The sequence below is a fragment of the Burkholderia sp. WSM2230 genome, from assembly GCF_000472445.1.
GTDB lineage: Bacteria > Pseudomonadota > Gammaproteobacteria > Burkholderiales > Burkholderiaceae > Paraburkholderia.
Genome location: NZ_AXAJ01000013.1, coordinates 33,074 through 55,420, shown reverse-complemented (window position 1 = coordinate 55,420; position 22,347 = coordinate 33,074). Strand labels below are relative to the sequence as shown.

Genomic DNA, 22,347 nt, shown 5'->3' with positions numbered 1-22,347 from the left:
CGTGGCGATAAGCGCTCGACGGCGAAGCTCGTGAGCGCGGCCAGCACGGACCTCGGTCAATATCCGCGCCGCAGGCCCGCGCGCAAACTCAAAACGTGTGCTCAGGCCCAGGAAACGCCCCATCCTTGACTGCCCGCACATAGGCTTCCACCGCCGCGAGGATGCTCGGCTGCCCCTGCATGAAATCTTTCACGAAGCGCGGGCGCTTGCCCGGAAAAATCCCCAGCATGTCGTGCAAGACAAGCACCTGACCCGAGCAATCGAGTCCCGCGCCGATGCCGATGGTCGGAATCCGCAACTGCTTCGTGACCTCGCTCGCCAGCAAGGTGGGTATTGCTTCCATCACGATGAGTTGCGCGCCTGCTGCTTCCATTGCCAGCGAGTCGCGCAGCAACTGGCTCGCGCCTTCTTCGGTTTTGCCTTGCACCTTGAAGCCGCCGAACGCATGCACCGATTGCGGCGTCAGTCCAACGTGCGCGCACACGGGAATCGAGCGTTCGACCAGAAAGCGGACCGTGTCGCCAAGCCACTCGCCGCCTTCGAGCTTCACCATCTGCGCACCGGCGCGCATCAGTTCGACTGAACTTCTGTAGGCTTCTTCACGCGTGCCATAAGTACCGAACGGCAGGTCGGCCACGATCAACGCTGAAGGCCGCGCACGCGCCACACTAGCCGTGTGATACGCAATATCCGCGAGCGAAACCGGCAGCGTGGTCGTCTGCCCTTGCAACACATTGCCCAGCGAGTCGCCGATCAGCAGAACGTCGACGCCCGCGCGATCGAGCAGCGCCGCGAAGCTCGCGTCGTAGCAGGTGAGCATGGCGATTTTCTCGCCGGCGTCGCGCATTGCCTGCAGTTTCGGCACGGTGATCGCATTCCGGCTCGTTTCCTGCAAATAGGTCATGAGTCAATCCGTTGAAAGAGAGGCGCGTGCCGCTTAGAGCGACGTGCCTTTGACAAAAAATTCCTTGCGGCCGCGCATGGTTTCGATGCGTTCGGCGAGCAGCGCAAGGTCCGCGTCGGAGTCGAGCGGATTCAGATGTTCGGCGTTGACCGTCAGCACGGGCGTGCGGTCGTAGTGGTAGAAGAACTCGTTATATGCGTCGCAGAGTGCATGCAGATAGGCATCTGAAATCTGCAGTTCCATGGGCACCGCGCGTTTCTGGATACGCGAGAACAGCACCTCGGGACTCGCCTGCAAATACACGACGAAGTCGGGCGCCGGCGCGCTCACCTCGAGCCGCGCGGCGAGCGCGCGGTACAGATGCCACTCGTCTTCCTGCAGCGTGAGGCGCGCGAAGATGTCGTTCTTCTGCGTCATGAAATCGGCAATGAGCGGCGTGCCCTCCATGTGTGCGGCGCTCACTTCCTGCGCCTGCTGCGCGCGTTGCAACGCGAAGTGCAGTTGCGCGGGCAGCGCATAACGCGCGGTGTCGCGATAAAAGCGTTCGAGGAAGGGATTGTCCTGCGGCCGCTCGAACAATTCCTGCATCGACCAGCGTTGCGCGAGCCGCCGCGCGAGCGATGTCTTGCCGACGCCGATCGGCCCTTCAATCGCGAGATAGCCGAATGGAGGGCGCAATTGCGGCGCGGTGACGGTGAGGGGCGGTGAATTCATTCGCAGCGGCCCCGGCCGGCGTTGAGTGCGTTGAGCGTCGGGCACTGGCAGGGCCCTTTGATTTTCTCGATGCGTTGCTCGCGCACGCCGTCGAGCAGCGCGTCGGCGCGGCCATGCCGAGGAATGACGAGCGCGGCGTCGATCTCGACGAGCGGGACCAGCGCAAAAGCGCGTTCCACAAGGCGGGGGTGCGGAACGATCAGATCGGCTTCGTCGATGGATTGATCGCCGTAGAGCAGGATGTCGAGATCAAGCGTTCGCGGTGCATTGCGAAAGGGCCGCTCCCGGCCGAACTGATGCTCGATCTTATGGCACAGCGCGAGCAGATGCCGCACGGGGAGCGTCGTGTCGATCTTCACGACGCAGTTGAAATAGTCGTCGCCGCCCGCGTCGATCGGGGCAGTGCGATACAGGCTCGACTTGGCGAGCACGGTGATGGTGTGCTGTTGTGCGAGGCACACCACCGCGTCTTTCAGGGTCTGGCGCGCGTCCCCGAGATTCGCGCCGAGGCCGAGATAAGCAACCGTCATGGCATAACTTCCTGCAACTATCGTTCGACGGCTTCAGCCAGCGCTGCGTCAGTCTTCGCGCGGGCTGTCGTGGCCCGCTTCGGTGTCCGCGCGTTCGGCTGGCGTGCCGCCCTCCATTCCGTCGCCCGATTTGCGGTTCCTGGCGCCACCGCCGCGCCGCCGTCGTTTTCTGGGGCTTCGGTCCTTCCCGCCTTGCGTAAGCAATGCTTCACGCGCCGCGACGTCTCCTTCGATGAACTCCGTCCACCACGCTCCGACCGACTCGTCGAGTTCGCCGGATTCGCAGCGCAACAGGAGGAAATCATACCCCGCTCTAAATCTTTGGTGTTCCAGCAGCTTCAGCGCGCTTCTTCCCGAGCGTTTCTCGAGGCGCAGCTGCAAACCCCAGATCTCGCGCATGTCCGACGAAAAACGCTTGTGGATGGCGAGTTTCTCGGTTTGCATGTCGAGCACTTCGTCCATCGCGCGATGAAGCGCGGGCACGGGATACTCGCCGTTCGCTTCGAATTTCTGCCAGCGCTGCTGCACGTCGTGCCAGAGCAAAGTGGCGAACAGGAACCCCGGCGATACGGGTTTGCCGGCGCGCACGCGCGCGTCCGTATTGTTGAGCGCGAGCGTGATGAATTTCTCGCCGGTGGGCTGCTCGAGCACGACGTCGAGCAAGGGCAGAAGTCCGTGGTGCAGACCTTCCTGGCGCAGGCGCTTCAGGCACGCCAAAGCGTGACCGGACAGCATGAGCTTGAGCATCTCGTCGAAGAGACGCGCGGCCGGCACGTTGTTGATCAGGTCGGCCATTTTCGCGATCGGCTCGCGAGTCGCGTCGTCGATCTCGAAGTCGAGCTTGGCGGCAAAACGCACCACGCGCAGCATCCGCACCGGATCTTCGCGATAACGCGTGGCCGGATCGCCGATCATGCGCAGCAGACGCGCGCGCACGTCGGCCATGCCGTTGTGATAGTCGAGCACGGTTTCCGTGGCCGGATCGTAGTACATCGCGTTGATCGTGAAGTCGCGGCGCGTGGCGTCTTCGTGCTGCTCGCCCCACACGTTGTCGCGCAGCACGCGGCCGCTCGCATCCACCGCGTGCGTGCGGCGGTCGAGTTCGTCGCGCTTCAGACGCCGCGCGGGCGGCGCATCGGCCGCAGGCGGATCGACCAGCGCGCGAAACGTCGAGGTTTCGATGATTTCCTGGCCAAACTGCACATGCACGATCTGAAACCGCCGGCCGATAATGCGCGCGCGGCGAAACAGCTTCTGCACCTGTTCGGGCGTGGCGTCGGTCGCGACGTCGAAATCTTTCGGCTTGATGCCGAGCAGCAGATCGCGCACAGCGCCGCCCACGATAAAGGCTCGGTGCCCCGCCTGTTGCAGCCCTTCGGTCACACGAATTGCGTTGCGCGAGATCAGCGAGGGGTCAATGCCGTGCACGTCGTGCGGAATGATGACGGGCACGTCCGGGTCGCGCACCGCCTTTGCGGGCGCGCCGCCGCGGGCGGGCTTGCGGCGCGCGCGGCCTGCTCCCGCGGCGCCTGCTGCATTGTGTGCCGGTGCGCTGCCGGTTTCGTCTGCGTCGGCTTCAGCCGGCAGCGTGTCGTCGGCGGATGCTGTGTCCTGGCCGAATAGCTTGCGAATGAGTTTTTTGATCACGTGGGTTGAAAGAGTTCGAGGATGCGCCAGCCTTTGGCCTCTGCATGGGCACGCAATGTGTCGTCGGGATTGGTCGCAATCGGGTCGGTGACCTTTTCGAGCAGCGGAATGTCGTTGTGCGAATCGCTGTAGAAATAGCTGCGCTCGAAGTCGCTCCAGGTCTTGCCGAGCGACGCGAGCCATGCCTCGGTGCGCACGATCTTGCCTTCCTTGTAGCTGGGCGTGCCGGTGGGGCGGCCGGTGTAGGCCGAATGCGGCTGGCCGTCGACGGTTTCCGCTTCGCAGGCGATCAGCGTGTCCACGCCGAATGCGCTCGCAATGGGACGGGTGATGAATTCGTTGGTCGCGGTGACCACGCAGCACAGGTCGCCGGCTTCGCGGTGCCGCTTGACCAGTTCGACTGCCGCCGGAAGGATGGCCGGCGTGATTACTTCATGCATGTACTGTGCGTGAAAGTCCGCGAGTTGCGCGCGCGTGTATTTGGCGAGCGGCGTCAGCATGGTGATCAGATAGGCCTGAATGTCGAGCTTGCCGGCCTTGTAGTCGGCGTAGAAGCGGTCGTTTTCACGGGCGAAATTTTCGGCGTCGACCATGCCGTGTTTCACCATGAAGCGGCCCCATTCGTGGTCGCTGTCGGTAGGAATGAGCGTGTGGTCGAGGTCGAAGAGTGCGAGATTAGCCATGGGGATCTATTTTACTTGAAGCGGCGGACGACGCGGCGGGGGCCTCCTGGCCCGGCGAAGCCAGCATCGTGCGCAGAAGCGGCAGCGTGACCGCGCGCTTTTGTTCGAGCGAAAAGCGGTCGAGCGCGTCGAGCAGCGCCATCAGGCTTGGCATGTCGCGGCGAAAATGCGTGAGCAGATAGGCGGGCACGTCGTCGGCGAGCATGATGCCGCGCTCGCGTGCGGCGCGTTTCAGCACCGCCGCCTTGGCGTCGTCGGGCAGCGGCGCGAGATGGAACACGAGACCCCAGCCGAGCCGCGTGCGCAAGTCTTCGCGCACCGTCATGCCAATGGGCGGCGCATTGCCGGTGGCGACGAGCGCGCTCGTGGGATGCGCGCGCACCTCGTTGAAGAGATTGAACACGGCGATCTGCTGCGCGGCAGAAAGGCCGTCGCAATCGTCGATCGCATAGAGCGCCACGCGCGGATCGAAACCGAACGCGGCGAGACTGCTTTGCGGACCCGCAAAGCGCGCGTGGCCGGGCGGCGCTTCGTGCACCAGCGCTTGCAGCAGATGGGTGCGGCCGCTTCCCGCTTCGCCCCAGACGTAGAAGGTGCGGTCGGCGACCGGTCCGGCGGCGAGGGCGCTGTCGAGCTCGCGCAGGCGCGTGACGAGCTCCGCGTTTGCGCCGGCGAAAAAATTGTCGAATGTCGATGGCGGCGGAGTGCCGAGATCGAGCGTCAGTTGACGAAGCACAGTAGGTTAATGCCGAAAGTAGGGCTCGCGCCGCGAAGCGCCCGGCGAGCCGGGATAGCGGAGCAGACAATCAATTGTTGTACAGCGTGCTTTCCAGATAGCTTTGCCGCAGCTCGCGCATCGCCACCGAGAGAATCGCGCTCACCGGCAACGCGAGCAACACGCCGAAAAAGCCGAACAACTGACCGAACGCGAGCAACGCGAAAATGACCGAGAGCGGGTGCAGGCCGATTCGCTCGCCGACCAGACGCGGCGTCAGAAAAAAGCTCTCCAGGATCTGACCGACGCCGTAAATCAGCGCGACCGCGCCGAAGCCGTACCAGTTGCCGAATTGCAGCAAGGCCGCGAGCAGCGCCAGCGCGAGGCCGGTGGCGAAGCCAATGTACGGAATGAATACCGCGAGTCCCGTGAAAATGCCCACCGGAAGGGCGATCTCAAAGCGGGCGATGCTGAGCGCGACCGCGTAGAACACGGCGAGCACGCCCATGACGAGCAACTGGCCGCGCAGGTATTGCGACAGCATCTGATCCATGTCGCGTGCAAGTTGCAGCGTCTTGTCGAGCCAGCGCCGCGGCACCACGCTCTGCACGCGCAGCAGCATGCGGTTCCAGTCGTACAGCAGATAGAACAGCACGAGCGGCACCAACACCAGATTGCCGATCACCGTCATCATGACATTGCCGCTCGTCACGATGGAGGTCCATGCATAACGCGCGACCGTTTGTGCGCTGCCTTCGAGCTGTCCCATTACCAGATCGCGCACGCTCGCGAAGTCGAGCGAATCCGCGAGGCCCAGCAGCGCGAGCTTGGGTTGCAGCCACGCGTTGATATGGGTGAACAGCAACGGCACCTGCTGCCGCAACTGCGGCCCTTCTTTCTGGATGACGGCGAACACCAGCAGCACGAGCAGCGTGATCAGCAGCGTGAAAAGCAGCATCATCAGCAAGGCCGCGAGCGCGCGCGGCACACGCCGGCGCACCATCCACGCGACGCCCGGCTGCAGGATGTACGCGAGAATCGCGCCGAGCAGAAAAGGCGTGAGAACCGGGCTCAGCAGCCACAGCAGAATGCCGACGCCGAGCGCAATGGCGAGCCAGATGAAGGCGCGGCGCTGCACCGGAGTCAGTATCGAGGAGTTCTGTTGCAAAGTTGTTTCCCTGGTGTCGTCGGAACCGGGTCATCAAATTCCAGCCAGCCGGCCGGCAACTCGGTATGGGACCGGAGTCAGCGCTAAGCGCCAACTCTGGATCGGCATCGGGTAAAATCGCATTTTACCGACCTTCGAGCACTCCCCCCATGAATCAACCGAAATCCGCCCCGAATTCCACTGATTCGGCCCAAGGGTTGTCGTACCGCGACGCTGGCGTGGACATCGACGCGGGCGACGCGCTGGTCGACGCAATCAAGCCTTTTGCCAAAAAGACGATGCGCGACGGCGTGCTGGGCGGCATCGGCGGATTCGGCGCGCTGTTCGAGGTGCCGAAGCGGTACAAGGAACCGGTCCTCGTGTCGGGCACTGACGGCGTGGGCACCAAGCTGCGCCTCGCGTTCCAGTTGAACAGGCACGACACCGTGGGCCAGGACCTGGTCGCGATGAGCGTGAACGACATTCTCGTGCAAGGCGCCGAGCCGCTCTTTTTCCTCGACTACTTCGCGTGCGGCAAGCTGGACGTCGGCACTGCGGCCACGGTCGTGAAGGGCATCGCTCAGGGTTGCGAACTGGCGGGTTGCGCGCTGATCGGCGGCGAAACGGCTGAAATGCCGGGCATGTATCCGGACGGCGAATACGACCTGGCCGGCTTCGCGGTCGGCGCGGTCGAGAAGAGCAAGATTATCGACGGCAGCACCATCGCCCCGGGTGACGTGGTGCTGGGCCTCGCCTCGAGCGGCATCCATTCGAATGGTTTTTCGCTCGTCCGCAAGATTATCGAGCGCGCGCAGCCCGACCTGAATGCGGACTTCGACGGCCGTTCGCTCGCCGACGCACTGATGGCGCCCACGCATATCTACGTGAAGCCGCTCCTCGCGCTGATGCAGCAGATCGCCGTGAAGGGCATGGCGCACATCACGGGCGGCGGGCTCGTCGAAAACATTCCGCGCGTGCTGCGCGAAGGCCTGACGGCCGAGCTCGATCATCGCGGCTGGCCGCTGCCGCCGCTGTTTTCGTGGCTGCAGAAGCACGGCGGCGTGGCGGACGCGGAAATGCATCGCGTATTCAACTGCGGTATTGGTATGGCAGTCGTCGTGTCGGCTGCCGATGCGGACGCCGCGATCGGTCTGTTGTCCGCGGCGGGCGAGCAGGTCTGGAAGATCGGCGTGATTCGGGAAAGCGCCGCCGGTGAAGCGCAGACGGTTGTCGTTTAATTGCGGTTTATAGGCGCGTCGTAGAGCGTCATAGCCTGCGCGGCGTGAATGTAGCCAACGCCGCGCGGGCTTCTGGAATTTCGCCGCGCTATCGCGGCATCAAGCTCCGGTCAGTTTTTCGATCACCTCAAGCACCCGCGCCGTCGCATGCGGGTCGCAGCAGTCCACCACCACGCGCTCGTTCATGCTGCGCAGCCATGTGAGCTGCCGCTTGCACAATTGCCGGGTCGCGAAGACGCCTTTGTCGCGCATGGTCGAATAGTCGACCGCCCCGTCCAGATACTCCCAAACCTGCCGGTAGCCGACGCAACGCATCGACGGCATGTCCGGCGACAAGTCTCCGCGTGCGCGCAGCTTCACCACTTCGTCGATGAAACCGTTGGCCAGCATCGCGTCGAAGCGCTGCTCGATGCGCGCGTGCAGCACACTGCGCTCGGACGGCTCGAGCGCGATCGGCACGAAGCGCCACTTGGCTGCGGCCTCGTCGGTGCGGGCGGGCGCGGCGAGCAGCGCCGACATCGGTTCGCCGGTCAGCAGGAACACCTCGAGCGCGCGCTGGATACGCTGCGAATCGTTGGGCGCGAGGCGCGCCGCTGTCGCCGGATCCACTGCCGCGAGCCGAGCATGTAGCGCGGGCCAGCCGTCGCGCGCGGCGTCGGCGTCGAGTTGCGCGCGCACGGTGGCGTCGGCGGCGGGCAGGTCGTTGAGTCCTTGGGTCAGCGCCTTGTAGTACAGCATCGTGCCGCCGACCAGCAGCGGCACCCGTCCGCGCGCGCTGATCCCGGCGATGAGACGTAATGCGTCGGCGCGAAACTGGGCGGCTGAATAGGCGTCGGCGGGATCGACGATATCGATCAGATGATGCGGCGCGAGCGCGCGTTCTTCGGCGCTCGGCTTGGCGGTGCCGATGTCCATCTCGCGATAGACGAGCGCCGAATCGACGCTCACGATTTCGACCGGCTGCCTCGCCGCCAACGCGAGTGCCGCCGCGGTCTTGCCAGACGCAGTCGGGCCGAGCAGGCACGGAATCGGAATAGGCGTGGGCTTGCGTGCGGTCATGGGCGTGCCGCCGCTCGTGGATCGAATCTCGGGAAGCGCACGGTCACTGTCCGCGCATGAACAGGCGGTCGAGATCGGAGAGCGTCAATTGATACCACGTCGGACGCCCGTGGTTGCATTGATCGGCGCGCTCGGTCGCCTCCATTTGACGCAGCAGCGCGTTCATCTCATCAAGCGTGAGACGCCGGTTGGCGCGCACCGCGTGATGGCAGGCAAGCGTGCCGAGCAGTTCATGCTGACGCTCGGTCAACACGCGCGAGCCGCCGTACGCATGCAGATCGGACAGAACCGCGCGCGCCAATGCCTGCAGATCGGCGTCTTTCAGCAACGCCGGCACCGCGCGGATGGCGAGCGTGGTCGGCGACAGCACGGCGAGGTCGAAGCCGAGTGCGTCGAGCGTGTCGCGCTCTTCTTCCACGGTGCCGATCTCGACGGGGTCAGCCTGCATGGTCTGTGGAATCAGCAGTGGCTGCACGGCAATCGTGCGATCGGCCAACGCGTTCTTGAACTGCTCGTAGAGAATGCGTTCGTGCGCCGCGTGCATGTCGACGATTACAAGGCCGTGCGCGTTTTGCGCGAGCACATAGATGCCGTGGATCTGGCCGAGCGCGAAGCCAAGCGGCTGGTCGTCGGCGGGATGGAAGGAGGGTGGTGCGTACGGCGCCGACGCGTTATACGGCGACGAGCCTTCGGCGGCTGAATCGCGAGCTTCGAAAAGCGTCGCAGCCTGCGGCGTGCCCGCGTTGGTGTCTTTGCGACCGAACAGCGCGTCGTAGAAAGCGAGCGGCTGCGCGACGGGCAGCGTGCCTTGGGTCATGCGCGACTGGCGCATCCAGGTGTTGCCCGGCTGCGGCTGTGACCCGTTGAAGCCGCCGGCTGCCGAACCGGCTGAGGCGCCGTGACTGAAGCCGCCCGCGCTGCCCGCGCCGTTCCCGGCGTTCATCGCGCCTGAAGTGCCCAATCCCGCCCCGGCCACTGGCGCTGCCCCGAACGACACCGCTCCGTCCGCAAATGCCTGGAGATGCGCTGCATGGCCGCCCACGGTGGTCTCCGGCGACGCCCCTGCATGGCGCGCCAACGCCCGCTGGACTGCGTGGAAAACGAATTGATGGATCGAGCGCGAGTCGCGAAAGCGCACTTCGATTTTCGACGGATGCACGTTCACGTCCACCGCTTCGGGCGGCAGATCGAGAAACAGCACATACGACGGATAACGGTCGCCGTGCAGCACGTCTTCATAAGCGGCGCGCACGGCATGGGTGAGCAGCTTGTCGCGTACGAAGCGCCCGTTGACGAAGAAGTACTGCTGATCCGAGCGCCCGCGGCTCGCGGTAGGCAGACCCGCGCAGCCGTAGACGGCCAGCGGCCCGGCGGATTCGTCAAGCGGCAGATGAGCCGTCGCGAACGTTTCGCCGAGAATCTTCGCGACCCGCGCCGGCGGTTCGCTTGCGTTCCAGTGCTCGACGGCCTTGCCGTTATGCAGTACCGAGATGGCGACGTCCGGCCGCGCCAGCGCGGCGCGGCGAATCTGTTCGAGGCAATGACCGAGTTCCGTCTGTTCGCTCTTCAGGAATTTACGGCGCGCCGGCGTATTGAAGTACAGCTCGCGGACCTCGATGGTGGTGCCTTGCGCGCCTGCAGCCGGGCTGAGGACGCCCGTTTGCGCATCGACGCGCACGGCATGTGGCGCCTCGGCCGTGCGGCTCGTGATGGTCATCTGCGCGACCGACGCGATGGAGGCCAGCGCCTCGCCGCGGAACCCGAGTGTGGCGACCGCCTCGAGTTCGGCGAGCGAGCGGATCTTGCTGGTCGCGTGGCGCATCAAGGCGAGCGCCAGTTCGTTCTCGGGAATGCCGCAGCCGTCGTCCGTAATCGAAATGCGTTTGACGCCGCCTTCGTCCAGCAGAATGCGCAGCGTGCGCGCGCCGGCATCGAGCGCGTTTTCCAGCAACTCCTTGACGACCGACGCGGGCCGCTCGACCACTTCGCCAGCGGCAATCTGGCTGATGAGCTGATCGGGCAGCGGCTGGATCGCGCGCAGCGGCCGTAGGGCCGGCGCAGCGGCAGCAGCAGGCGAGGCGTCGGCGCGGGCTGGCGTTTCGGAGAATTCGGACATGGCCAAATTATAGCGATTTGAGCGCGACGGCCCCGAAATGGCGGAAACATGCCCGAGATTTTTCGGGCTCCCCCGGGGCACTTTCGGTATCATGACGCGGTCAATTTGGGGCGGCGGGCCATGCCTGACGCCATCGCCCGCCGGTCTTTTGTCGAATACCCCGCCGCGCTCACTCTCGCTTCATAAAGGACGCTTTTTGGACACGCTGCTACATCTCGCCAACCTTGTGCTGCACATCGACAAGTTCCTCGGAGAATTCATCCACGTGTACGGCGCCTGGGTTTATGCGGTGCTGTTCCTGATCGTTTTCTGCGAAACCGGGCTCGTGATTCTGCCGTTTTTGCCTGGCGATTCGCTGCTGTTCATAGGCGGGGCATTTTGCGCGTCTGGGCAGATGAATCTCGGGCTGCTCATTCTGCTGCTCTTCGTTGCGGCAACCACGGGCAATACCGTCAACTATATGATCGGGCGAGCGATTGGTCCGAAGGTTTTCAATTCGCGCATTCCTATCCTTGAGCGTTTCCTCGATAGGCGCGCGCTGCAGAGAACCCACGACTTCTATGAAAAGCATGGCGGCAAAACCATCGTGCTCGCGCGCTTCATTCCGGTCGTGCGGACCTTTGCGCCGTTTGTCGCCGGTGCCTCGGCAATGACGGTCAGCCGGTTTCAGCTCTTCAACGTTGCCGGCGCGCTGTTCTGGGTGTTGCTGCTGGTGCTGCTGGGATATTTCTTCGGCAACATTCCGTTCATTCGCCAATATCTGAATGTGATCGTGCTCGTCGGCATTGGTGCGGCGATTGTTCCCGTCGTGCTCGGCGCGCTATGGAAGATGATGCGCAAGAACGCGTCGAAGCCCAGCTAAGGCTACAGCTACAGCCACACCACGCAGTCAGGCCACGGAGTTGGGTGCATGAACAAACGGCGTCGCGATGTTTTCGCGACGCCGTTTTTTGTTTGCGGGCTCCGCACCTCGAAGCTTCGCGGAGTTAAACACATTCGAGCGGCTGCGCTGCTCACATCGGCAAATGAGATTTCGAATACGGTGATGTTGGAATGACGAGCCCTTTGCCGGGGCTTGCTTTCGCAGACCGGTTGCGGCGGCGAACGCCGGCCCAGGCAAACGCCACAATGACAGTCAGCGCGTAGGCCGCGCTGCGGACGAAAAACGCCGAGGGCGTGCTGAACTGGCCATAGCGCGTTCGGGCGTCGGCGAACACGAGAAAGGTGAGGGCGGCGTCGAGCAGCACTGCCGCGAGTGCGAGCGCGGCAAACACACTCGGACCGTTCAGTGGAGCCCCCGGGATCAGGCGATTACATACATGGCACGCAATGAGCACGATCGCGAGCAATGCAAAATTCGAGACGAGATCGAACAGAAAGTTGGTCATATCCATGAAATGAAGGCGCCGCACGTCGCGGTGTTGCGAGTGCATCTGACCGCGCTGATGGACAGCGACCAGGTCAGACGGCGGCGATCATTGCACGTCTTTATGTCTCAATAAATGCTCATGTTCGCAGTCCGTAGTGTTGTCGGAATGCGTGACGTCGGGCGGATGAAAAGGCGGGACGTGGTGCGGGAAATTTCCAGAAAGCGCTGTTGGTAGTTCAGCTTTCTGGCTAGTGGATTCTTGCCGGGAGGGGCGACGGCGGATCGCGGATCAGTCGCGGGCGAAACTACGACGCAAAAAGAAAAGGGCTTACAACGCTGACGCGTGTAAGCCCTCGAATCTTTTGGTAGGCCGTACGGGATTCGAACCTGTGACCAACGGATTAAAAGTCCGCTGCTCTACCAGCTGAGCTAACGACCCAAAAGAGAAGCGAAATTATAGCGATGGCCCCGAGGGGCTGTCAACCCGTTCTGCGTATCCGCTAACGGCAGCACCATCGCCAGTGCGAAGCCGTTCAGATAGTGAAAAGCCCGGGCATGGCGACCCGGGCCTTTCAGCGAGAGGCGCGCGTGACTATCTTGCCTGCACTGTAGACACTGCGCGTTACTGCCAACGACTGAAACGCAACTGGCCAACGCAAACTGGCCAACGCAACCCGCCGCCGCACTTACAGCTGCCCGCCTACTTGATCTGCGACAGCTTGCTTTGCGCCGACTGTGCGACGGTCGAGCCGCCATATTGCGCGACGATCTGCTCGAGCGTCTTCTTGGCCGCAGCCTTCTGGCCTTGCTCGAGTTGATTGTTGGCAATCGCCAACAATGCTTCCGGCGCCCGCGGATGCTGCGGATAGTTCTTCACCACACCCTGCCAGGTCGCCGTCGAGCCCTTGTAATCGCGCAATGCATACAGCGCATTGCCGAGCCAGTACTGCGCGGTCGGCTGGTACGGGCTGTTCGGAAACTTGGCGATGAAGCTGCGGAACGACGCCGCCGCATTCTTGAAGTCGCCATTGCGAAACTGCTGTGAAGCCGCGTTGAACGCATCTGTTTCGCCCGGCTGGACCTCGCCCTGAACGCCGTCCACCGTTTGTTGCTGCGGCTCGAACTTCTTCAGGCGCGTGTCCAGATCGGTGTAGTAGTCCTTCTGCTGTTTTTGCAGCGTGGCGAGCTGATTGCCCATGTCCTCGTTCTGCCCGCGCAGCGTCGCGACCTGCTGGTTCAGCTGGTCGAGACGGTTGGACTGATCGAGAATCGTGCGCTGCGCCGCCGACAACTGGCTCGACAGGCTGTCCGTCTTCGCCCGGAGATCGAGAATGGCCTGACGGGCCTGATCGTCGTCGAACATGCCGGCGTGCGCGGGCACAGCCGTGAAGGCCGTGCCCGCGACACAGGCCGCTGCGGCAAACCGCAGCCAGGAAAAACGATGCGTCATTCGGCTCATCACCCGTTACTTACTGTTGGTACACGAGATCGGCGCGGCGGTTTTGTGCCCACGACGATTCGTCATGACCCGTGGCTTGCGGCTTTTCTTTGCCGAGGCTCACGGCTTCCATTTGCGAGTCCGTCACGCCCATCAGCGACAGCGAGCGACGCACGGCTTCAGCACGCTTCTGGCCGAGCGCCAGGTTGTATTCGCTGGTGCCGCGCTCGTCGGTGTTGCCCTGGATCAGCACGTGACGTTGCGGATGGCTCTTCAGATATTGCGCGTGTTGTTGCAGCAGCGACTGGTAGTCGTCCTTCACCGAGTAGCTGTCGAAATCGAAATAGATGCTGCGCTTCGCGAGCGGGCTGTTCGGGTCGTTCAGCGGGTCGACGTTCACTTGCGCGACATCGTTCGGGTTCGGCTGCGTGGAGACGGCGCCGCCCTTGTTTGCGTTTTCGTCGAGCTTGACGCCCGAGTGGCACGCGGCCAGTACACCGACCATGAGGACTGCAAATGCGAAGCGAAGTTTGGACATCATTTTTACTCTCCTTGTGTTATTGCATCAACGTTATTGCATAAAAGGGCCCCAGGACGGCTCGCGTACGCTGCCTCCCTGCACTGACAGGACCTGCCGGGTGCGACCGTCGGTCGAAACCGCAGCCAATACGCCACGACCGTTCACCTGAGTGGCGTAAAGAATGTACTGACCGTTCGCCGCGAAGCTCGGCGATTCGTCATGTGTCGTGTCCGTCAGGCCCGTGGCGGATCCGCCTTGCAGGTCCTGGATATAGAGCTTGAAGCCGCCGCCGACGCGCGAAATATACGCGAGCTGCTTGCCGTCCGGGCTCACGCGCGGACTCGTGTTGTAGCTACCGGTGAAGGTAACGCGCTGCGCCGCTCCGGCGCTTTCGCCTTGCGCCGACATCTTGTAGATCTGCGGCTGGCCGCCACGGTCGCTGGTGAAATAGATTGACTGGCCGTCCGGCGAGAAGGTGGGCTCAGTGTCGATCGAGCTGCCCTGCGTGAGGCGGCGCATGCCGGTGCCGTCTGCATTGACCGCAAAGATTTGCGTATTGCCGGTGCGCGAGAGCGCCACGGCGAGCGTGCGGCCGTCAGGCGACCAGGCCGGCGCGCTGTTATTGCCCTTCTGATCCGACACGACGATGCGGCGGCCCGTAGGCAGATCGTGAATATAGACGATCGGCTTCTTCTTCTCGAACGAGACGTAAGCGACCTTGGTGCCGTCAGGCGACCAGGCCGGCGAGATGATCGGCTCCGGGCTGGAGAGCGCGATGTGCGCGTCCTGGCCGTCGGAATCCGAAATCTGCAACTGATAACGGTTGCCGGTCTTGATGACGTAGGACAGGCGCGTGGCGAACACGCCGCGGCCGCCCATCAGCTTTGCGTAGATGTAGTCGGCCACCTTGTGTGCGCTCATGCGCAGACCGCTTTCCGGGCTCACCAGCACGAGTCCGCCGAGGCTTTCGCCCTTGACCGTGTCGTACAGCTTGAAGCGCACTTCGTACTGTCCGTTCGGCAGGCGGTTCACGCTGCCGGCGACGAATGCATTCGCGCCTTTCGCCTTCCAGCTTCCGAGGTCGACCGAAGCCGTTTCGGGCACAGGCGCGGAACCCGCGTCGATATTGGTGAATTTGCCGCTGCGTTGCAGGTCCTGACGCACGATGGTGCTGACCTGTTGCGGCGAGTTCGCTTCATTGGCGAAGTTCGCCGTTGCGATCGGAAACTGGGTGGACCCGACGCCCGTGACGAGCACGTTGAGTTGCGCGTTCGCGGCGCCGCCAACGGCGATCAGGCACGACGCCACAAGTGTCCGCAGGCCTAGCTTGGTCATCAAACTCATGCTGTATGGATTCCCCAAAAACGGTTTTACTAAAGCTTCGCAACAGCAGACAGACCGGAAAACAACTATTTCGTTCCCAGGCGCGCCGCGCCGGGCGGGCGCGGTGTCTGCCGTCAAGATACTTGTCAGGCTGCCATCAACCTGCCGGCCGCAACGTGATCCGGAAGCTGGCCGGTGTTTTTCCGTCGATGTCCTGAGGCATCGGGTCCGAGCGCTGCACGGCTCGCAGCGCCGCATCGTCCCAGGCCGAGTTGCCACTGCTGTGCGCGATGGTCGCGCTCAACAGGGTGCCGGTCGGCGAGCAGCGAACCGCGATGACGGTCTCGAGACCCTCCGTTTCGCCGCCCCACGTAATGTTCGGCCGTACCACGCGACGCACCTTGTCCGCGTAACCGGGCGATGCCGCCGTGCCGCCCGAGCCGCTGCCCGTGCCGCTCTTGCCGAGACCATTGCCGGTCGAGCCCGGAGGCCCTGCCATGCCTTGCATCTGCGCGAGACGCGCACGACGCTCAGCGTCGAGCTTCTTCGCTTGCGCCGCGGCTTCGGCCTGGGCCTTGGCCTTCGCCGCCTTCTGGGCGTCCGCCTTTTTCTGCGCTTCAGCTTCGGCCTGCTTCTGCGCCTCGGCCTGTTTCTGCTGTTCCTCTTGCTGTTCCTTCAGTTGCTGCTTTTTCTGCTCGGCGAGTTGCTGTTGCCTGAGTTTTTCCGCCTGCTGCTGTTGCAGTTGTTTCTGTTTCGCCGCCGCGGCCTTCTGGGCAGCCTGTTCCGCCGCAAGTTGCTGCTGACGCTTTGCTTCAGCTTCCTGCTGAGCCTGCAGTTTTTCCTGACGCTGCTGTTCAGCGAGTTGCGCCTCACGCGCTGCTTCCTGTTGCTTGCGTTTCTTTTCCTGCAGCGCGATGTCGGCCTGTTCGTCGCGCACCGGAGGAGCCGGCGCGACCGGCACGGGCGGTGGCGTGACCGGGCGCGGGATCGCGCTGTCCGGCACTTCGGTCCACAACTCGGCTTCCGCGCCTTCCGGCGTGCTGTTCTGCCACTGGATGCCGTGATACAGGAAGAACCCGAGCAGCGCATGCATCACCAGCGCGAACACAAAGGCTCGCCCGGTGCCGCGCTCACGCGGTGGCTGGAGCGGATATTCGGTGTTCTTACGGATCATTGCGATTTGACGAGCAATCCAACGCGTTTGACGCCCCGAGCTTTCAGCTCCGACATCACATTCATCACGGCTTCATACTTCACGGTCTTGTCGGCTGCGATCACGACGGGCTGATCCGGATGCGACTGCGCGCGATCGGCGATAAAGCCGTTGAGACCCGCTTTCGTCATGTCCTCCTGCTGCTGCGCGCCCGAATCGTCCTTGTACTTGACGCTCATGTTGCCGTCCGCGCGGATGTTGACGATCACAGGTGGAGTTTGCTGCTGCGGCGCTGCGCCGCCGACTGTCGGCAGGTTGACGATGGACGGCGCGACGAGCGGCGCGGTCACCATGAAGATGACGAGCAGCACGAGCATCACGTCGATATACGGCACGACGTTGATGTCGGACATCGCGCGGCGCGAGCGGCCGCCGCGCATGCTGGAGGAGCGAGAGCCTGCCATCGTTGACTCCTTAGTGCGCCTGGCGCTGCAAGATGTTCGAGAACTCTTCGATGAAGGTCTCGAAGCGGATCGCCAGGCGGTCGATGTCGTGCGCGTAGCGGTTATATGCGACCACGGCGGGAATCGCGGCGAACAGGCCGATCGCGGTGGCGGTCAGCGCTTCGGCAATACCCGGCGCGACGTTCGCCAGGGTGGCCTGCTGCACGTTGGCGAGCCCGCGAAACGCATTCATGATCCCCCACACCGTGCCGAACAAACCGATATACGGGCTGACCGAACCCACCGACGCGAGAAACGCCAGGTTGGCTTCCAGCACGTCCATTTCACGCTGGAACGCCGCACGCATCGCGCGGCGCGCGCCGTCGAGAATCGCGCCCGGGTCATTCAGCCGTTTTTCCTTGCCTTTGAGAAATTCGCGCATGCCGGATTCGAAAATACGCTCCAGCGCGCCGATGGTGTGACGGTTATTGGCAGCGCTTTGATAAAGCGCCTGCAGGTCGCCGCCCGACCAGAAATCGCGTTCGAAACGCTCAGTTTGCGCGCGGGCGCGGCGGATCGCAAACCACTTGCGGAAAATGAAAGTCCACGACAGGAGGGACAACAACAGCAGGAGCGCCATGACGGCCTGCGCCAGCAGGCTCGCATTGAGTACGAGAGAAACGATCGACAGATCTTGTGTAGTGTTCATAAAGGTTCGTTTTAACGTCCCGAAAGGGGGCGTCCGGCTTTGCAAGGCCACACGAAGCTTGCCGTGAGCAAAACGGAAGCATCGGCGGTACTGCAAGCCGAACCATGCTTGGTGCTGCTTGATCGATGCGAGTTCACTGGCCCCGTAACAACGGGAGTCAGCCTGGGTTCGTTGACACGCCGCCGCCGCTCACGCACGGCCCGCGCCGCAACGCAGCGAGAACCGGCGGCGGGATCGCGGCGGGGCGCAACGCCGTGCGCTCGACGCAGCCGATCCGGATCGAGCCGCTAGCAAGCAGCGTGCCGCCGCGCCAGGCCTCCTGTGCGAAGTCCACGGATGCTTTGCCGAGACGCTCGATGCGGCTCACTACTTTGACGATGTCGTCGAGACGCGCGGGCGCCCGATAGTCGACAGCCGTGCTGCGGACGATAAAGATTGCGCCCGTTTCATCGGCGAGCCGGTTCTGGTCGACCCCGCAGGCGCGCAGCCATTCGGTGCGCGCCCGTTCAAAGAACTTCAGGTAGTTCGCGTAAAACACGATGCCCCCGGCGTCGGTATCTTCGTAATACACGCGGATGTCCCACGTGTGGCCGATTTCCGTGCCGGGCTGGCTTGTCGTCATATTCATGCGGCGCATTTTACCGGAACGCACACCGCGAGGTCTGTTTCAAGATGTGCGCGCGCTGGGGCGTGCTTTAGCCGCGGTGCACGGTCAAAGCGGCGAACGATTGCGCGATCGGCATCAGTTCGATCGTGTTGATATTGACGTGTGCCGGGCGCGTGGCGATCCAGTAGATCGAATCGGCAATGTCCTCAGCCGTGAGCGGCTGCACGTTCTCGTAGACCTTGCCGGCTTTTTCGCCGTCGCCGCGATAGCGCACGTTCGAGAACTCGGTGCCGCCGCACAGGCCCGGTTCGATGTCGGTCACGCGCAGCGCGGTGCCCGCGAGGTCGGCGCGCAGGTTCAGGCTGAACTGCCGCACGAATGCTTTGGTCGCGCCGTAGACGTTGCCGCCGGGGTAGGGCCACTGGCCGGCCGCCGAGCCGAGGTTGAAGATATGTCCGCGGTTGCGCGCCACCATGCCGGGCAACAGCGCATGCGTGACCTGGACGAGGCCGGTGCAGTTCGTTTCGATCATGGTCTGCCATTCGTCGAGGCTCGCCTTGTGCGCGGGCTCCACGCCGAGCGCGAGGCCGGCGTTGTTGACCAGCACGTCGATGGCGGCGAATTCCGCGGGCAGGGCTGCCGGCACGGCCTCGACGGCGGCGCGGTCACGTACGTCCAGCTCGTAGGGCAAAAGCGCGTCGCCCAGCTCGTCGGCAAGCGCGTGCAGACGGTCTTTGCGGCGGGCAGTGGCGACGACGCGGTGGCCGCCCTTCACGAAGGCACGAGCGATGGCGGCGCCGAATCCTGCGGACGCCCCGGTGACGAACACGATCATTGCAGTTCCCTGGTCAGTAGAAGAGAAAGGCCCCAAGCCTACTTCCAATGCGGCGCTGCGGCAAGGATGAACGAGCCGGAGAAGCTGCGTCGCAAGACGCGCGCAAGCATTGCGGGGCGGGCCTGCGAGGGACGGCTTTGCACCGCTCTCGCAGCCGTGTAACGCCTCTTTGCGTGCACCCCGTGTGGCGGCGCAAAGCCGGTTGCCTATTCGATCCTCTTCCAATAAACTAACGCGCTCATCCCTGCGTGACTGGCGATAGAACCGATCCAACCAATCGGGTTCAAGGTGGAAGAACCCACCGTGAAGCGCGGGGTGCCGTTTTGCCGTTCGCCTGGGCAGCCGTGATCCGCGCGCATTGATCTGCGCTGACGGTGGCTGTCCTGCCTCGCGTGTGCGGCGACTCTCCTTCCGCCACGTCAGGGCTGGCCCAGCCGCCAGCAGCGCCGCGTACCCTCTACGCAAGATTCGGCGCACAATCCGGTCAACCTGAACACACTCAACGGAATCCGTATGTTTGACAGAGCCCAAAGCACCATCGCCAACGTCGACCCTGAACTCTGGAAGGTGATCGAGCAGGAAAACCGGCGTCAGGAAGAGCACATCGAACTGATCGCGTCGGAAAACTACACGAGCCCGGCTGTGATGGCTGCGCAAGGCTCGCAGCTCACCAACAAATACGCGGAAGGGTATCCGGGCAAGCGCTACTACGGCGGTTGCGAATATGTCGACGTGGCCGAGCAGCTCGCGATCGACCGTGTGAAGCAGCTGTTCGGCGCCGACGCGGCCAACGTGCAGCCGAACTCGGGCTCGCAGGCGAACCAGGGCGTGTTCTTCGCGATGCTCAAGCCCGGCGACACCATCATGGGTATGAGCCTCGCCCACGGCGGCCATCTGACTCACGGATCGCCTGTCAACATGTCCGGCAAGTGGTTCAACGTGGTCAGCTACGGCCTGAACGAAGCAGAAGACATCGACTACGACGCTGCCGAAAAGCTCGCTCAGGAACACAAACCGAAGCTGATCGTCGCGGGCGCGTCTGCATTTGCGCTGCGTATTGACTTCGAGCGTCTGTCGAAGATTGCAAAGTCGGTCGGCGCGTATTTCATGGTCGACATGGCGCACTACGCCGGCCTCATCGCGGCGGGCGTTTATCCTAACCCGGTGCCGCATGCGGATTTCGTCACCACCACCACGCATAAGAGCCTGCGCGGCCCGCGAGGCGGCGTGATCCTGATGAAGGCCGAGTTCGAAAAGCAGATCAATTCGGCAATCTTCCCGGGCATTCAGGGCGGTCCGCTCATGCACGTGATCGCCGGCAAGGCGGTGGCATTCAAGGAAGCGCTGTCGCCTGAATTCAAGGCTTATCAGCAGCAGGTCGTGGAAAATGCTCGCGTGCTCGCTGAAACGCTCGTCAAGCGCGGACTGCGCATTGTCTCCGGCCGCACCGAGAGCCACGTGATGCTGGTCGATCTGCGCGCGAAGAAGATTACCGGCAAGGCTGCAGAAGCCGCGCTCGGCGCAGCGCATATCACGGTCAACAAGAACGCGATTCCGAACGATCCGGAAAAGCCGTTCGTGACGAGCGGTATCCGCCTCGGCTCGCCGGCCATGACCACGCGCGGCTTCGGCGTCAAGGAAGCCGAGCAGGTGGCCAACCTGATTGCAGACGTGCTGGACAACCCGGAAGACGCCGCCACGATCGAACGCGTGCGCGGGCAAGTCGCCGAGCTGACGCAGCGTTTCCCGGTTTACCGCTAAGCCGCCATGCATTGCCCTTTCTGCCGTCACGCCGATACGCAGGTCGTCGACTCGCGTGTCTCCGAAGACGGCGCGACGATTCGCCGGCGCCGCCGCTGCCCGGCCTGCGACAAGCGTTTCACGACGTATGAGCGGGTCGAGCTGGCGTTGCCGGCGGTCGTCAAGAAAGATGGCAGCCGCACGGAATTCGACCGCCGCAAAATCGTCGCGAGCATGCAACTGGCGCTGCGCAAGCGTCCGGTTGCCGCAGACGCGATCGACGCGGCCGTCGCCCGCATCGAGTATCAACTGCTCGGCAGCGGCGAGCGCGAGGTGCGTAGTGAGCGCCTCGGCGAACTCGTGATGAACGAGTTGCGCGCGCTCGACACCATTGCTTACGTTCGTTTTGCCTCTGTGTACCGGCGCTTCGAAGACGTCTCCGAATTTGAAGACGTGATCGAAGAGTTCCGCCGCGCCTCCTCGCCTCCAAAGCCCTCCCGCAAGCGCTGATCCGAAGCGTGCCGCCCGGCCCTTTGGACGTTTCGTTTGTTGCCGCGAGGCATGACGTGTCTGCATCTGCCGCTCCCTTTGTGGTTCGTCGCGTGAATTCTTGCGCGGGATAGCGTCTGAATGCCACCTGGCCATTCGGCCGATTGTTGAGCCGTCCGCGAGCCGCTAGATTGGCTGCATTCTTTGGAAACATTCAGGGATGCAGATGAAACAACATGCAATCGCTTCGCCGCTGTGCGGCGCCTTTACGCTTGTCGAAACGCTGATCGTGGTCGCACTGCTCGCGGTGATCCTCGTGATGGCGACGCCGTCGTTCGTCGCGTGGCGCGTGCGCGATCAGGTCGATGCGCGCGCTAGGGTGCTCGTCTCGACGCTCGCATATGCGCGCAGCGAGGCATTGCGCCGCGGCGCTCGCGTGACCGTCTGCAGGACGGACGCCGCGCGGCACTGTCTTGCCGCCGGGCAACCGTGCGGCAATTCCATCACCGACTGGTCTTGCGGCTGGGCCGTGTTGGCTGAGCGTGGCGGCACGACGACGCTGCTGCGCGCGCATAGCTCGCTGGCGGCGGTGAGCATCGTCGGCATTCAGACTAATCTGACGTTTACGCCGCCCGCCGGCCAACTGATCGGCACTTTCCGCAGTTTCGACGTTGCACCGCGAGCGCCATCGAAGGCGACTCAAGGCGATAAATGGCGGCGCTGCATCCGCATCGCGGCGGGTGGCCGCACGCGCATGGTGGAAGGCGCATGTGGGACGGCGTCATGAGTTCGCTCATCGGACGGTGTTTGCGGCGTGCAGAGCCGCGCGGGAAAAAGCTGATGCGGCGTGCGCAGTCGCACCCGACCGAGGTGATGCGGCGGGCTCGGTCGCAGCGGAACGATGTAATGCGGTCTGCGGAGTCGCAGCGGGACGAGGTGATGCAGCGGGCGCGGCCATACTGGAACGA

The 22,347-nt window shown here is 63.5% G+C and carries 23 protein-coding genes, 1 tRNA gene and 1 riboswitch; of the genes, 5 read left to right on the top strand and 19 right to left on the bottom strand.

The features are described from left to right. Positions 1-88: 88 nt before the first annotated feature. The 7 genes from panB to A3AC_RS0122385 all read right to left on the bottom strand — a co-directional run bounded on the left by panB (position 89) and on the right by A3AC_RS0122385 (position 6,361). Complete coding sequence (gene panB / locus A3AC_RS0122415; protein WP_025601557.1) at positions 89-904, bottom strand: 3-methyl-2-oxobutanoate hydroxymethyltransferase; 816 nt, start codon at positions 902-904, stop codon at positions 89-91. Positions 905-937: 33 nt separating this feature from the next. Further along, positions 938-1,618, bottom strand: coding sequence for a deoxynucleoside kinase (locus tag A3AC_RS0122410; protein WP_025601554.1), 681 nt, complete (start codon positions 1,616-1,618; stop codon positions 938-940). After that, positions 1,615-2,148 (bottom strand): 2-amino-4-hydroxy-6-hydroxymethyldihydropteridine diphosphokinase, encoded by a 534-nt coding sequence (gene folK, locus A3AC_RS0122405; RefSeq protein WP_025601552.1) that lies wholly within the window; start codon positions 2,146-2,148, stop codon positions 1,615-1,617. Before folK ends, A3AC_RS0122410 begins: the two co-directional genes overlap by 4 nt. 48 nt (positions 2,149-2,196) lie before the next feature. Beyond that, complete coding sequence (pcnB, locus tag A3AC_RS0122400) at positions 2,197-3,795, bottom strand: polynucleotide adenylyltransferase PcnB (protein WP_025601551.1); 1,599 nt, start codon at positions 3,793-3,795, stop codon at positions 2,197-2,199. Beyond that, entirely contained in the window at positions 3,792-4,478 is a 687-nt protein-coding gene (locus A3AC_RS0122395; RefSeq protein WP_025601550.1) for an HAD family hydrolase, read from the bottom strand. Before A3AC_RS0122395 ends, pcnB begins: the two co-directional genes overlap by 4 nt. Continuing rightward, on the bottom strand, positions 4,471-5,214 hold the full coding sequence (hda, locus tag A3AC_RS0122390; protein WP_025601549.1) for a DnaA regulatory inactivator Hda: 744 nt from the start codon (positions 5,212-5,214) through the stop codon (positions 4,471-4,473). Before hda ends, A3AC_RS0122395 begins: the two co-directional genes overlap by 8 nt. Positions 5,215-5,284: 70 nt before the next feature. Next, positions 5,285-6,361 carry an AI-2E family transporter gene (locus tag A3AC_RS0122385; RefSeq protein ID WP_025601548.1) on the bottom strand — a complete coding sequence of 359 codons (1,077 nt, stop codon included), beginning with the start codon at positions 6,359-6,361 and terminating at the stop codon, positions 5,285-5,287. Positions 6,362-6,510: 149 nt separating this feature from the next. On the opposite strand from A3AC_RS0122385, the gene purM reads away from it, so the two are divergent. Continuing rightward, positions 6,511-7,578, top strand: a complete 1,068-nt coding sequence (gene purM, locus A3AC_RS0122380; protein ID WP_013338109.1) for a phosphoribosylformylglycinamidine cyclo-ligase — start codon at positions 6,511-6,513, stop codon at positions 7,576-7,578. Between the two features lie 99 nt (positions 7,579-7,677). On the opposite strand, the gene miaA is transcribed toward purM, so the two are convergent. Next, on the bottom strand, positions 7,678-8,637 hold the full coding sequence (gene miaA, locus A3AC_RS0122375) for a tRNA (adenosine(37)-N6)-dimethylallyltransferase MiaA (RefSeq protein ID WP_025601546.1): 960 nt from the start codon (positions 8,635-8,637) through the stop codon (positions 7,678-7,680). A gap of 43 nt (positions 8,638-8,680) precedes the next feature. Further along, a complete protein-coding gene (mutL, locus tag A3AC_RS0122370; protein WP_025601544.1) occupies positions 8,681-10,753 on the bottom strand; it encodes a DNA mismatch repair endonuclease MutL in 2,073 nt (690 codons plus the stop codon). Positions 10,754-10,949: 196 nt separating this feature from the next. Between mutL and A3AC_RS0122365 the strand changes: the two genes are divergently transcribed. Continuing rightward, positions 10,950-11,615 (top strand): VTT domain-containing protein, encoded by a 666-nt coding sequence (locus tag A3AC_RS0122365; RefSeq protein WP_025601542.1) that lies wholly within the window; start codon positions 10,950-10,952, stop codon positions 11,613-11,615. Between the two features lie 151 nt (positions 11,616-11,766). Here the strand turns inward: A3AC_RS0122365 and A3AC_RS0122360 are convergent, their stop codons facing one another. From A3AC_RS0122360 to ydfG, 10 genes are all read right to left on the bottom strand, one after another. After that, entirely contained in the window at positions 11,767-12,141 is a 375-nt protein-coding gene (locus A3AC_RS0122360; RefSeq protein WP_025601540.1) for a hypothetical protein, read from the bottom strand. A gap of 344 nt (positions 12,142-12,485) precedes the next feature. Further along, a tRNA-Lys gene (locus A3AC_RS0122355) sits at positions 12,486-12,561 on the bottom strand. A gap of 261 nt (positions 12,562-12,822) precedes the next feature. Further along, positions 12,823-13,572, bottom strand: a complete 750-nt coding sequence (ybgF, locus tag A3AC_RS0122350) for a tol-pal system protein YbgF (RefSeq protein WP_025601538.1) — start codon at positions 13,570-13,572, stop codon at positions 12,823-12,825. Between the two features lie 19 nt (positions 13,573-13,591). After that, complete coding sequence (gene pal / locus A3AC_RS0122345; RefSeq protein WP_025601536.1) at positions 13,592-14,101, bottom strand: peptidoglycan-associated lipoprotein Pal; 510 nt, start codon at positions 14,099-14,101, stop codon at positions 13,592-13,594. A gap of 30 nt (positions 14,102-14,131) precedes the next feature. Then, positions 14,132-15,424, bottom strand: coding sequence for a Tol-Pal system beta propeller repeat protein TolB (gene tolB, locus A3AC_RS0122340; RefSeq protein ID WP_025601533.1), 1,293 nt, complete (start codon positions 15,422-15,424; stop codon positions 14,132-14,134). Between the two features lie 136 nt (positions 15,425-15,560). Next, positions 15,561-16,577, bottom strand: coding sequence for a cell envelope integrity protein TolA (tolA, locus tag A3AC_RS0122335; protein ID WP_025601530.1), 1,017 nt, complete (start codon positions 16,575-16,577; stop codon positions 15,561-15,563). Next, complete coding sequence (tolR, locus tag A3AC_RS0122330; protein ID WP_025601528.1) at positions 16,574-17,020, bottom strand: protein TolR; 447 nt, start codon at positions 17,018-17,020, stop codon at positions 16,574-16,576. The genes tolA and tolR overlap by 4 nt, the downstream gene beginning before the upstream one ends. 10 nt (positions 17,021-17,030) lie before the next feature. After that, positions 17,031-17,708: a protein TolQ gene (tolQ, locus tag A3AC_RS0122325; protein WP_006047860.1), complete on the bottom strand. Its 678-nt coding sequence runs from the start codon at positions 17,706-17,708 to the stop codon at positions 17,031-17,033. Between the two features lie 157 nt (positions 17,709-17,865). After that, a complete protein-coding gene (ybgC, locus tag A3AC_RS0122320; protein WP_025601526.1) occupies positions 17,866-18,345 on the bottom strand; it encodes a tol-pal system-associated acyl-CoA thioesterase in 480 nt (159 codons plus the stop codon). 58 nt (positions 18,346-18,403) lie between these two features. After that, entirely contained in the window at positions 18,404-19,150 is a 747-nt protein-coding gene (ydfG, locus tag A3AC_RS0122315; protein WP_025601524.1) for a bifunctional NADP-dependent 3-hydroxy acid dehydrogenase/3-hydroxypropionate dehydrogenase YdfG, read from the bottom strand. 238 nt (positions 19,151-19,388) lie between these two features. Beyond that, a riboswitch (ZMP/ZTP riboswitch) is annotated at positions 19,389-19,497 on the top strand. 166 nt (positions 19,498-19,663) lie between these two features. Between ydfG and glyA the strand changes: the two genes are divergently transcribed. The 3 genes from glyA (at position 19,664) to A3AC_RS0122300 (ending at position 22,166) form a co-directional block, all read left to right on the top strand. After that, a complete protein-coding gene (gene glyA / locus A3AC_RS0122310; RefSeq protein ID WP_025601522.1) occupies positions 19,664-20,911 on the top strand; it encodes a serine hydroxymethyltransferase in 1,248 nt (415 codons plus the stop codon). Positions 20,912-20,917: 6 nt separating this feature from the next. Beyond that, positions 20,918-21,400: a transcriptional regulator NrdR gene (gene nrdR / locus A3AC_RS0122305; protein WP_006047856.1), complete on the top strand. Its 483-nt coding sequence runs from the start codon at positions 20,918-20,920 to the stop codon at positions 21,398-21,400. A gap of 205 nt (positions 21,401-21,605) precedes the next feature. Then, positions 21,606-22,166 (top strand): GspH/FimT family pseudopilin, encoded by a 561-nt coding sequence (locus tag A3AC_RS0122300; RefSeq protein ID WP_025601521.1) that lies wholly within the window; start codon positions 21,606-21,608, stop codon positions 22,164-22,166. Positions 22,167-22,347 lie beyond the last annotated feature (181 nt).

What these genes read in the sequence shown, in the direction of transcription:
- ybgF (WP_025601538.1), bottom strand. Translation starts at nt 13,572, where the DNA reads ATGACGCATCGTTTTTCCTGGCTGCGGTTTGCCGCAGCGGCCTGTGTC.
- ydfG (WP_025601524.1), bottom strand. Translation starts at nt 19,150, where the DNA reads ATGATCGTGTTCGTCACCGGGGCGTCCGCAGGATTCGGCGCCGCCATC.
- tolA (WP_025601530.1), bottom strand. Translation starts at nt 16,577, where the DNA reads ATGATCCGTAAGAACACCGAATATCCGCTCCAGCCACCGCGTGAGCGC.
- folK (WP_025601552.1), bottom strand. Translation starts at nt 2,148, where the DNA reads ATGACGGTTGCTTATCTCGGCCTCGGCGCGAATCTCGGGGACGCGCGC.
- A3AC_RS0122395 (WP_025601550.1), bottom strand. Translation starts at nt 4,478, where the DNA reads ATGGCTAATCTCGCACTCTTCGACCTCGACCACACGCTCATTCCTACC.
- A3AC_RS0122300 (WP_025601521.1), top strand. Translation starts at nt 21,606, where the DNA reads ATGAAACAACATGCAATCGCTTCGCCGCTGTGCGGCGCCTTTACGCTT.
- nrdR (WP_006047856.1), top strand. Translation starts at nt 20,918, where the DNA reads ATGCATTGCCCTTTCTGCCGTCACGCCGATACGCAGGTCGTCGACTCG.
- A3AC_RS0122360 (WP_025601540.1), bottom strand. Translation starts at nt 12,141, where the DNA reads ATGACCAACTTTCTGTTCGATCTCGTCTCGAATTTTGCATTGCTCGCG.
- panB (WP_025601557.1), bottom strand. Translation starts at nt 904, where the DNA reads ATGACCTATTTGCAGGAAACGAGCCGGAATGCGATCACCGTGCCGAAA.
- purM (WP_013338109.1), top strand. Translation starts at nt 6,511, where the DNA reads ATGAATCAACCGAAATCCGCCCCGAATTCCACTGATTCGGCCCAAGGG.
- tolR (WP_025601528.1), bottom strand. Translation starts at nt 17,020, where the DNA reads ATGGCAGGCTCTCGCTCCTCCAGCATGCGCGGCGGCCGCTCGCGCCGC.
- mutL (WP_025601544.1), bottom strand. Translation starts at nt 10,753, where the DNA reads ATGTCCGAATTCTCCGAAACGCCAGCCCGCGCCGACGCCTCGCCTGCT.
- miaA (WP_025601546.1), bottom strand. Translation starts at nt 8,637, where the DNA reads ATGACCGCACGCAAGCCCACGCCTATTCCGATTCCGTGCCTGCTCGGC.
- A3AC_RS0122410 (WP_025601554.1), bottom strand. Translation starts at nt 1,618, where the DNA reads ATGAATTCACCGCCCCTCACCGTCACCGCGCCGCAATTGCGCCCTCCA.
- tolQ (WP_006047860.1), bottom strand. Translation starts at nt 17,708, where the DNA reads ATGAACACTACACAAGATCTGTCGATCGTTTCTCTCGTACTCAATGCG.
- tolB (WP_025601533.1), bottom strand. Translation starts at nt 15,424, where the DNA reads ATGAGTTTGATGACCAAGCTAGGCCTGCGGACACTTGTGGCGTCGTGC.
- ybgC (WP_025601526.1), bottom strand. Translation starts at nt 18,345, where the DNA reads ATGCGCCGCATGAATATGACGACAAGCCAGCCCGGCACGGAAATCGGC.
- pal (WP_025601536.1), bottom strand. Translation starts at nt 14,101, where the DNA reads ATGATGTCCAAACTTCGCTTCGCATTTGCAGTCCTCATGGTCGGTGTA.
- glyA (WP_025601522.1), top strand. Translation starts at nt 19,664, where the DNA reads ATGTTTGACAGAGCCCAAAGCACCATCGCCAACGTCGACCCTGAACTC.